Source organism: Amycolatopsis alkalitolerans (assembly GCF_006152065.1).
Lineage (GTDB): Bacteria > Actinomycetota > Actinomycetes > Mycobacteriales > Pseudonocardiaceae > Amycolatopsis_E > Amycolatopsis_E alkalitolerans.
This window is the reverse complement of sequence record NZ_VDFW01000047.1, coordinates 31287-40878: the sequence shown is the minus strand read 5'-3', so window position 1 is coordinate 40878 and position 9592 is coordinate 31287. Positions and strand designations below refer to the sequence as shown.

General features: G+C 71.8%; 8 protein-coding genes. 1 reads left to right on the top strand and 7 read right to left on the bottom strand.

Going from position 1 to position 9592, the window contains the following annotated elements; translation table 11 throughout:
* Positions 1–516 precede the first annotated feature (516 nt).
* The 6 genes from FG385_RS31865 to FG385_RS31840 all read right to left on the bottom strand — a co-directional run bounded on the left by FG385_RS31865 (position 517) and on the right by FG385_RS31840 (position 6731).
* Positions 517–1269 carry a 16S rRNA (uracil(1498)-N(3))-methyltransferase gene (locus FG385_RS31865; protein WP_139100522.1) on the bottom strand — a complete coding sequence of 251 codons (753 nt, stop codon included), beginning with the start codon at positions 1267–1269 and terminating at the stop codon, positions 517–519.
* Positions 1269–2435: a molecular chaperone DnaJ gene (dnaJ, locus tag FG385_RS31860; protein WP_139100521.1), complete on the bottom strand. Its 1167-nt coding sequence runs from the start codon at positions 2433–2435 to the stop codon at positions 1269–1271. The genes FG385_RS31865 and dnaJ overlap by 1 nt, the downstream gene beginning before the upstream one ends.
* A 36-nt stretch (positions 2436–2471) precedes the next feature.
* Positions 2472–3497 carry a heat-inducible transcriptional repressor HrcA gene (hrcA, locus tag FG385_RS31855; protein WP_139100520.1) on the bottom strand — a complete coding sequence of 342 codons (1026 nt, stop codon included), beginning with the start codon at positions 3495–3497 and terminating at the stop codon, positions 2472–2474.
* A gap of 63 nt (positions 3498–3560) precedes the next feature.
* Positions 3561–3965 carry an ester cyclase gene (locus tag FG385_RS31850; RefSeq protein ID WP_160148940.1) on the bottom strand — a complete coding sequence of 135 codons (405 nt, stop codon included), beginning with the start codon at positions 3963–3965 and terminating at the stop codon, positions 3561–3563.
* Complete coding sequence (locus FG385_RS31845) at positions 3943–5433, bottom strand: CoA-acylating methylmalonate-semialdehyde dehydrogenase (RefSeq protein WP_139100518.1); 1491 nt, start codon at positions 5431–5433, stop codon at positions 3943–3945. The genes FG385_RS31850 and FG385_RS31845 overlap by 23 nt, the downstream gene beginning before the upstream one ends.
* Positions 5430–6731 (bottom strand): aspartate aminotransferase family protein, encoded by a 1302-nt coding sequence (locus FG385_RS31840; RefSeq protein WP_139100517.1) that lies wholly within the window; start codon positions 6729–6731, stop codon positions 5430–5432. Before FG385_RS31840 ends, FG385_RS31845 begins: the two co-directional genes overlap by 4 nt.
* A gap of 83 nt (positions 6732–6814) precedes the next feature.
* Here FG385_RS31840 and FG385_RS31835 point away from each other — a divergent pair, with 83 nt between their 5' ends.
* Entirely contained in the window at positions 6815–8401 is a 1587-nt protein-coding gene (locus FG385_RS31835; RefSeq protein WP_139100516.1) for a PucR family transcriptional regulator, read from the top strand.
* Here FG385_RS31835 and FG385_RS31830 read toward each other — a convergent pair.
* On the bottom strand, positions 8394–9584 hold the full coding sequence (locus FG385_RS31830) for a DUF1501 domain-containing protein (RefSeq protein ID WP_139100515.1): 1191 nt from the start codon (positions 9582–9584) through the stop codon (positions 8394–8396). The two genes, FG385_RS31835 and FG385_RS31830, sit on opposite strands and share 8 nt — an antisense overlap.
* Positions 9585–9592 lie beyond the last annotated feature (8 nt).

Below are 9592 nucleotides of genomic sequence, written 5' to 3'. Positions count from 1 at the left end.
CGACACCGCCGCAGGCAAACCCACCGACCCTACGGGCAAACACGGCAACGTAAACCGGACAGGATCACACGACACTAGACGGACAGGCGGTGGCGCCGAGACTGTCGCGGCGCAGCAACAGCCACAGCGGGAGCTGATCGTCCCCAACGGGATCTGATCGTCCCCAACCGGCACCGACAAGGGGGGGACAGGGGGCGGAGCCCCCACCGGGGGTCCAGGGGGGTCCAGGGGGGCGGAGCCCTCCCTGGCGGGGACCTGGGGGTTCGACCCCCAGACAAGGACCGGCCCGCGCCCGCGCGAAACGAGCCGAAGGCGAGTGAGCAGGAGAAGGCGCCGCGGGGCGGTGGAACCTGGGGGTCGCCCCACCGCCTCCGCGGCTCCGCCGGACCGAGGGGGGAGGTGTCCGGCGGGGTCACGTGCCCGGAGCTACTCGCCCCAGGTGCTGGAGATCAGGGTACTGGCTTGGCCCGTCTTAACGCCATATTGCATCTTGATTTTTCCGGTGCGGGGAGGGGCTCATTCCCACCTGCCGGTGCGCGCGCCGAGGACGCCGAGCGCGACCGCCGCGGCCGTGGAAGTGCGCAGCACGCTGGGCCCGAGCCGCACCGGAACGGCACCGGCGGTGCGTAGTATGTCCAGTTCGGCGTCGGTGATCCCACCCTCGGGACCGACTACGAGAAGGGCCTCCCCCGCGCAGGGGAGGTCGACGTGGGCAAGCCCTTCCTCGGCGGTGCCTTCGAGGACGAACGCGGCAGCGGAAGTCTTCACGATCGCGGCGAGCCCGGGCGTGTCGACCGGGTCGGCGACGCGTGGGACCCGGACGCGCCTGGCCTGTTTCGCGGCCGCCCGGGCGGTGCTCTGCCAGCGCGCGAGGGCTTTCGCGCCACGGGCCCCCTCTTCCCAGCGGGCGACGCTGCGCTCGGCGCGCCAGGGCAGCACGGCGTCCGCACCGGCCTCTGTCGCCAGTTCCACCGCCAGTTCACCCCGATCGCCCTTCGCGAGGCCCTGCACGACGGTGACTCGCAACCGCGGCGCCGGTTCGGCCCAGCGCCGCTCGACCGTCAGCTCGAGCCTGGCGTCCCGGCCGGGATGAACGGCCGCCACGACGCAGTCCGCCGCCGTGCCCTCGCCGTCGGTCAGCACCAGCCGCTCCCCCGCCCGCATCCGGCGGACGGTCACCGCGTGCCGCGCTTCCTCGCCGTCGAGCACGGGATGCGGACCCGCCGGCAGTTCCGGGACGAGGAAGACCGGCGCTGTCGCGGCCGGCATTACCGGTGGCTCTTGGCGCCGCGCAGTTTCGAGAACAGCCCGCCGGAGCGGCCGTTGGTGGCCAGCGTGGGCACCTCTTCGCCGCGTTGCTGCGCCAGTTCGCGCAGCAACTCGCGCTGGGACTCGTCCAGCCGGGTGGGCACCGTGACGTCGATGTGAACGTGCAGGTCACCGCGGCCGTCCACGCGCCCGGACGAGCGCAGCCGCGGCATTCCCTTGCCGGTCAACAACAACTCGGCGCCCGGCTGCGTGCCCGGATCGACGTCGAGTTCGAACTCGCCGTCGATCAGCGTCTCGAGCGGCACTGTCGCGCCCAGCGCGGCCGTCGTCATCGGGACGCGCAGGTTGCAGTGCAGGTCGTGGCCTTCGCGCAGGAACACCTCATGCGGTTCCTCGTCGATCTCGACGTAGAGGTCACCGGCCGGACCTCCGCCGGGGCCGACCTCGCCCTGACCGGACAGCCGGATCCGCATCCCGTCACCGACCCCGGCCGGCACCTTCGCGGTGACCGTGCGGCGGGCCCGCACCCGCCCGTCGCCGCCGCACTGGCGGCACGGGTCGGTGATGACCTCGCCGTAGCCGTGGCACACCGGGCACGGCCTGGCGGTGACCACCTGGCCGAGGAACGAGCGTTGCACCGACTGGATCTCGCCCTGGCCGTTGCAGGTGTCGCAGGTCTGGACGGTGCCGCCCGGCGCGGTGCCGTTGCCCCGGCACTGGTCGCACAGGATCGCGGTGTCGACCGTGATGTCCTTGTCGACGCCCGTCGCGCACTCCTCCAGCGTCAGGCCGATCCGGATCAGCGCGTCCGAACCGGGCTGCACCCGGCTGCGCGGCCCGCGCCCCCGGCCACCGCCCGTCGCCGCGCCGAAGAAGGCGTCCATGATGTCGCCGAGGCCGCCGAACCCGCCGAAGGGGTCACCCCCGCCGCCGCGCGCGCCGGCGCCGTTGTCCAGCGGGTCACCACCGAGGTCGACGATCTTGCGCTTCTGCGGATCGGAGAGGACCTCGTAGGCGGTGGTGACCTCGCTGAACTTGTGCTGCGCGTCGTCGGACTGGTTCACGTCCGGATGCAGTTCGCGCGCCAGCCGCCGGTACGCGCGCTTGATCTCCTGATCGCTCGCGTTCTTGGCCACGCCGAGAATGCCGTAGTAGTCCCTCGCCACCGCTCTCAAGTCCTCCTGCAAAGCCCTGCTCGCCGGCTAGCTGCCGGCCAGGATCTGCCCCACGTAGTTCGCGACCGCGCGCACCGCGGCGATCGTGCTCGGGTAGTCCATCCGGGTCGGTCCGACGACGCCCATCCCGCCCAGGAGCATGTCGTCCCTTCCGTAGCCGATCGACACCACCGAGGTGCTGCGCATCTGCGCGTCCTCATTTTCCTCGCCGATCCGCACCGTCACGGTACCGGGGTTGCGTGCCGCGGCCAGCAGTTTCAGCACCACGACCTGCTCCTCGAGCGCCTCCAGCACCTGCCGCAGCGAACCGGGGAAGTCCGCGACGTTCCGGGTCAGGTTCGCCGTGCCGCCGAGGACCAGCCGCTCCTCCGGATGGTCCACGAGGTGTTCGACCAGCACCGTACAGACCCGCACGAGCGCGTCGCGCAGGTCACCCGGCGCCTGGTCGGGCAGTTCGGCCACGCGCGCGGCCGCGTCGGTGAGCGGGCGGCCGGACAGCTTCGAATTCAGCACGTCCCGGATGCGGGCGACGCTTTCGTCGGTCACCACGTCGCCGAGATCGATCGTGCGCTGGTCGACGCGGCCGGCGTCGGTGATCACCACGAGCATCAGCCGCGCCGGGGTGAGCGGCACGACCTCGAGGTGGCGCAGCGTCGCGGTCGACATCGTGGGGTACTGGACCACCGCGACCTGGCGGGTCAGCTGCGCGAGCAGCCGCACCGACCGGCGCAGCACGTCGTCGAGGTCGAGCGCGCCGTCGAGGAAGTTGATGATGGCGCGGCGCTCAGCCTGGCTCAGCGGTTTGATGTCGGCGAGCCGGTCGACGAACAGCCGATAGCCCTTGTCGGTCGGGATCCGCCCCGCGCTCGTGTGCGGTTGTGTGATGTAGCCCTCTTCTTCGAGTGCGGCCATATCGTTACGGACCGTCGCGCTGGACACGCCGAGGTTGTGCCTGTCGACGATCGCCTTGGAGCCGACCGGCTCCTGGTTGGAGACGTAGTCGGCGACGATGGCGCGCAGCACTTCGAAGCGCCGCTCATCCGAGCTGGCCACCGTTCACCTCCGCGTGTGCCGTACACCTACACACCGAGTTTACGGGTAACCGGGTCGCCGGAGTCAGGGAAGCTGACGGCGCAGCCCGTCGAGATCCCCGAGCACCCACGCGGTGGTCAGGAACCCGTCCTGAGCGGTGAAGAACGCCGCCCCGGCGTACTTGATGCGCCGACCGCGACCGGGCACGCCGAGCAACTCGCCGTGGTGGTGGCCGGAGTAGCGCAGGCGAGCCGCCGCCCGGTCGCCGTCGACGACGACATCGACGATCTCGTTGTGGAAGTCCGGGATGGCGGCGCGCATCCGGTCCCGGTAGGAACGCCAGCCCTCGCGGCCACGGACCTCGTCGCCCAGGGAACCGCGGAAGACGAAGTCCGCGGCGAGGATCCGCTCGGGGACCAGGTCGTCCCACCGGTTCCACGCGTCCGCGTAGAACCGGCGGACCAGCTCACGAGTTCCGGGGGAAGCCAAGGTTGACCCCGCCGTGCGAGGGATCGGGCCAGCGGCTCGTGACGACCTTGGTGCGGGTGAAGAAGTGGAAGCCCTCGGGCCCGTAGGCGTGGCTGTCGCCGAAGAGGGAGTCCTTCCAGCCGCCGAACGAGTAGTAGCCGACCGGCACCGGGATCGGCACGTTGAGCCCGACCATGCCGACCTCGACCTCGTTCTGGAACCGCCGCGCGGCGCGGCCGTCGTTGGTGAAGATCGCGGTGCCGTTGCCGTAGGCGCCGGCGTTCACCAGCTCCAGGGCGGCGTCGTAGCTCTCCGCGCGCACGACCGACAGCACCGGGCCGAAGATCTCGTCGCGGTACACCGACATCTCCGGGGTCACGCGGTCGAACAGCGTGGGCCCGAGCCAGAAGCCACCGCCGGGCACGGCGATGTCCCGCCCGTCCACCACGAGTTCCGCACCCTCGCTGATACCGGCGTCCACATAGGACTGAACCTTGGCGCGATGGGCGGCCGTCACCAGCGGTCCCATCTCGGACGAGGGGTCCCGGCCGTCGCCGACCTTCAGCCGCGACATCCGCTCGGTGACCTTCGCGACCAGTTCGCCGGCCACCGGCTCGACCGCGACCACCACCGAGACCGCCATGCACCGCTCCCCCGCCGAGCCGAAGCCCGCGGACACCGCCGCGTCGGCCGCCAGGTCCAGATCGGCGTCCGGCAGCACGACCAGATGGTTCTTCGCGCCGCCCAGCGCCTGCACCCGCTTGCCGTGGTTCGTGCCGGTTTCGTAGACGTAGCGCGCGATCGGGGTGGATCCGACGAACGAGATCGCCTTGACCACCGGATGCGCCAGCAGGCCGTCGACCGCCACCTTGTCCCCGTGCAGGACGTTCAGCACACCGTCGGGCAGCCCGGCCTCGGCGAGCAACCCCGCGATGAACACCGACGCGGACGGGTCCTTCTCGCTCGGTTTGAGCACGACCGTGTTGCCGCAGGCGATCGCGTTCGGCACGAACCACAGCGGCACCATCGCCGGGAAGTTGAACGGCGAGATCACCCCGACCACGCCGAGCGGCTGCGCGATCGAGTACACGTCCACGCCCCGTGAAGCGTTTTCGCTGAAGCCGCCCTTGAGCATCTGCGGCGCGCCGCAGGCGTACTCGACGTTCTCGATGGCACGCGCGACCTCACCGGCCGCGTCCGACTCGACCTTGCCGTGCTCCGCCGTGATGATCTTCGCCAGCTCGTCCTTGCGCGCGGTCAGCAGCTCGCGGAAGGCGAACAGGATCCGGCTGCGCGCGGCGAGCGACGTGTCCCGCCAGCCGGGGAAGGCGCGGGCGGCCGCCGTGACGGCCTCGTCGACCTGCCCGGCACCGGCGAAGTCCACGTGGGCGCGGACTTCGCCGGTGGCGGGATCGAACACCTCCCCGGTCCGCTCCGCGACCCCAGCCCAGTGCTTGCCGTCGATCCAGTGGGAGATGCGCGCGGTCACCTGGTTCCTTCCTGCACGGCGGCGATCGAAGCGTCCAGGATATCCAGGGCCTCGTCCGCTTCCTCGCCGGTGAGCGTCATCGGCGGCGCGAGGCGGAGGACGTTGTTGTGCAGCCCGCCCTTGCCGATGAGCAGGCCACGCTCGCGCGTCTCCTCCAGTACCGCGGCCGCGTTCGGCGGACTCGGATGCTTTCCGCCCGATTCGACGAGTTCGACCCCGATCATCAGTCCCTTGCCGCGAACGTCGCCGACGATGTCGTAGCGCTCGCCGAGATCGCGCAGCCCGGCGATCAGATGGTTGCCGAGTTTCAACGCGTTGCCCTGCAGGTCGTTGTCGAGCAGATAGTCCAAAGTGGCCTTCGCGCCCGCCGTCGAGACCGGGTTGCCGCCGAACGTCGAGATCGAGTTCGCGGTGATCGAGTCCATCACGTCCCGGCGCGCGACGACGCCGCCGATCGCGAGCCCGTTGCCCAGCCCCTTGGCGAAGGTCATCGCGTCCGGGGTCACCCCGTGCGCCCGCATGCCCCAGAAATGCTCGCCCGTGCGGCCCCAGCCCGTCTGCACCTCGTCGGAGATCAGCAGGATCCCGTACTCGTCGAGAACTTCCTTGAACGCGGCGAACAGCCCGTCCGGCGGCACGTTGAACCCGCCCACGCCCTGGATCGGCTCCGCGATGAGCGCGGCGACGTCGCCCGCCGTCGTCGTCTGCAGCACGTCGCGCAAATCCTCGGCGCAGGCTTTGATGTAGTCGGCGTCGGGCAGCCCGCCGAACGGTTCGCGGTAGCGGTAGCCGCCGTGGACGTAGCTGACCTTCAGCGGGGACAGCGAACTGGCCGCCCAGCCGCGGTTGCCGGTGATGCCGATCGTGGCGAACGCCCTGCCGTGATAGGAGTTCCGCAGCGCGAGCACCTGGTTGCTGCGGCGGTACTGGGTCGCGAGCATGAGCGCGGTCTCGTTGGCCTCGGTGCCGGAGTTGGTGAAGAACACCTTCGCGTCCGGGATACCCGACAGCTCCGCGATCTGCTCGGCGAGTTCGACCTGCTTGCGGATCAGGTACAGCGTCGAGGTATGCAGCACGCCGGTGTCCAGCTGCGCGCGGACCGCGTCGGAGATCTCGGCGACGTCGTAACCGATGGCGTTGGTCAGGATGCCGGCGAAGAAGTCCAGGTACGTGCGGCCTTCGGCGTCGGTGACCCGCCGCCCGCTCGCGCGGACGATCTCGATCGGCTCCTGGTAGTACAGCGCCAGCCAGTTCGGCAGGACGGCGCGGTGGCGGGCCGCCAGCTCCGATTCAGTCATGCCCCGAGTCTGGCGAGCGGGCCCGGGGGCCGACACCCGCAATGTGTACGGAGAACGGGATCCGCCCGTACAGTCTGTGTCCTATGTACCCGACCGTCGCCGACGTGCTCGCGCTGCCGGTGGTGCGCCATGGCCGCCCCCGGGTCGTCGCGGGCGCCGAGGGACTGGGCGCCCGGGTGCGGTGGGTGCACGTCGCGGAGGTCGCGGACATCGGGCACCTGCTCAAGGGCGGCGAGCTGGTGCTGACCACCGGGATCGCCCTGCCCGACGATCCGTCGGCACTGGCCAAGTACGTGGACGGGCTCGCCGAAGCCGGGGTGGCCGGCCTCGTCGTGGAGCTGGTGCGCCACTGGAACGACGCGCTGCCGTCCTCGCTGGTCGCGGCGGCCGAGCGCAACCGGGTCCCGCTGATCACCCTGTCGCGTGAGACCCGGTACGTGACGGTGACCGAGACGGTCAACGGGCTGATCGTGGACGCCCAGGTGGCCGAACTGCGCGCCGCCGAGCAGGTGCACAAGGTGTTCACGGAGCTCACCGTCTCCGGCGCCGATCCCGCCGACGTGCTGCGCGAGGTGGTCCGCCTGACCGAGCGGCCGGTGGTGCTGGAGACCCTGTCGCACGAGGTGCTCGCCTACGACGCGGCCGGTGGCGACCCCGGTGAGCTGCTGGCGAACTGGCTCGCGCGGTCCCGGTCGGTGCACGTCGGCGAACGCACCGCGTACTCGTCCGAGGCGGGCTGGCTGGTCGCGGTCGTCGGGGCGCGCGGGCACGACTGGGGCCGGCTGATCGTGGTGTCCGACGAGCCGCCGCCGCACCGGCACGTCGTGGTCGTCGAACGGGCCGCGTCCGCGCTGGCCGTGCACAGGCTCGTCGCGCGGGACACCGGCAGCCTCGAACGGCAGGCGCATCGCGCGGTGCTCGGTGAGCTGCTGGCCTCGCCGCTGCCTTCGGCCGAGCTGCTGGCGCGCTCGTCCGCGCTCAGCGTGCCGTTGCCGGGACGCCGGCTGGTGGGCGTCGCGATCCGGCCCGTGCTGGCCGAGGGCAGGCAGCCGAACCTGTCCGCGCCGGTGGTGTTGCGGGAACTGGCCGAGGCGGTGTCGCTCGCGGCGCGGCGGGCGAAGGTGTCCGCGCTCGTCGCGGTCGTCGACGAGCTGAGCGTGCGTGCGCTGCTTTCCTTGTCCCCCAAGGCGAATGTGGACGCGGTGCTGGAGCGGCTCGCGGGCGAGATCCGGCAGCCACGGGTCGTCGCGGCGGGCACGACGGTGGACAGCCCGTCGAACGTGCACCGCAGCCTGCTCGAAGCGGCGCATGTCGCGGCGGCGGCCCCGCACGCCGGCCCCGACCGCGCGGTGCACCGGCTTTCCGACGTCCGGCTGCGCGGCCTCCTGCACCTGCTCGCCGGTGACGAACGCGTCCGGGCGTTCGCCGCGCGGGAACTCGGGCCGCTGCTGGCCAGGGACGCGGCCGCGGGCACCCGGCTCGTGCAGGCGCTGCGGCACTACTGCGAGCACGGCGGCAACAAGTCCGCGGCCGCGGCGGCCGCGCACACCTCCCGCACCGCCTACTACCAGCAACTGGCCCGCATCGAGCAGGTTCTCGGCGTCCCGCTGGAGGACCCGGAGTCGATGCTCTCGCTGTACGTGGCGCTGCTGGCCCACGATCTCAGGTGAAGACCGCGTCCACCCGGCCGGGGAAGCCGCCGAGCACCCGGCCGGGGTCGGTGCCGAGCACGCGCTCCAGCACGGTGGCGTAGACCGCGCGGAAGTCGGTGCTCTCCTTGAGATCCCCGTGGTCGAGATCGGTCAGGCTGGGCTGGGCGCCGTAGAACCCGCCGCGGACCCCGTTTCCGGCCAGGAACACCGGCCCCGCGGTGCCGTGATCGGTCCCGTCGCTGGCGTTGGCCGCGACGCGGCGCCCGAACTCGGAGTAGACCAGGACCACCGCCTGGCGGCCACGGTCGGTCTTCGCCAGGCGTTGCAGGAAGGGCGCGAGCGCGCCGTCCAGGCTCGTGAGCAGGCGCTGCTGCGTGGCGCGCTCGTCCGCGTGCGTGTCGAACCCGCCGAGCGAAACCGAGTAGACGCGGGTGGGCACCCCCGCCTCGATCAGCCCCGCCACCAGGTCGAGCTGGGCGGTGAGCCCGCCGGCCTTGGCCGCCTTGCCCGGCCCGAACGCCTGCGCGGCACGGTGCAGGTCGGCGACGGACCGGGCCGCCCTGGCGGTCAGCTCGTCCTCGCCCTGCTGGGCCGCGCCGAGCGCGGTGAAGGACTGGCCGAGCGTGCCGCCGGGCAGGCGGAGGCCGTCGGCGGGCAGGCTCGCGGCGGCCGTGCGCTCCCCGGCGAGCAGGGGCGGCAGCACCGGTTCGACCGACACCGCGCGCAGCGGGTCGTCGCCGGTCGCGTCCAGCCACCGGCCGAGCCAGCCCGTCGGCACCGAGGTGCCGGGCGACGCGGTCTGCCAGATCGCCATCGAGCGGAAGTGGCTGTGGTCCGGCACGGGATAGCCGACGCCCCGCACGATCGCGAGCCGACGGCCGTCCCACAGGCTTTTCAAGCCCTTGAGCCCGGGGTTGAGGCCGAGCCCGTCACCGAGGTCGAGCACCTCCTCGGGCCGGTAGGCGAGATCGGGCCGCGCCTTCTGGTACGCCGGATCGCTCGCCGGGATGACGGTGTTGAGCCCGTCGTTCCCGCCGTAGAGCGTGACCACGACGAGCACCCCCGCCTTCGGGTCGAGCGGGTTCTGCTGTGCCGCCGAGAACAGGTCGCCCCAGTCGACCTGGGTCGCGCCCGCGGCGAGCGCGGTGGCCGCGGTGACCCCGGAGAACAGCAGGAAACGGCGGCGTGTCAAGGAGTTCACGGGCTCTC

What these genes read in the sequence shown, in the direction of transcription:
- FG385_RS31835 (WP_139100516.1), top strand. Translation starts at nt 6,815, where the DNA reads ATGTACCCGACCGTCGCCGACGTGCTCGCGCTGCCGGTGGTGCGCCAT.
- FG385_RS31840 (WP_139100517.1), bottom strand. Translation starts at nt 6,731, where the DNA reads ATGACTGAATCGGAGCTGGCGGCCCGCCACCGCGCCGTCCTGCCGAAC.
- FG385_RS31865 (WP_139100522.1), bottom strand. Translation starts at nt 1,269, where the DNA reads ATGCCGGCCGCGACAGCGCCGGTCTTCCTCGTCCCGGAACTGCCGGCG.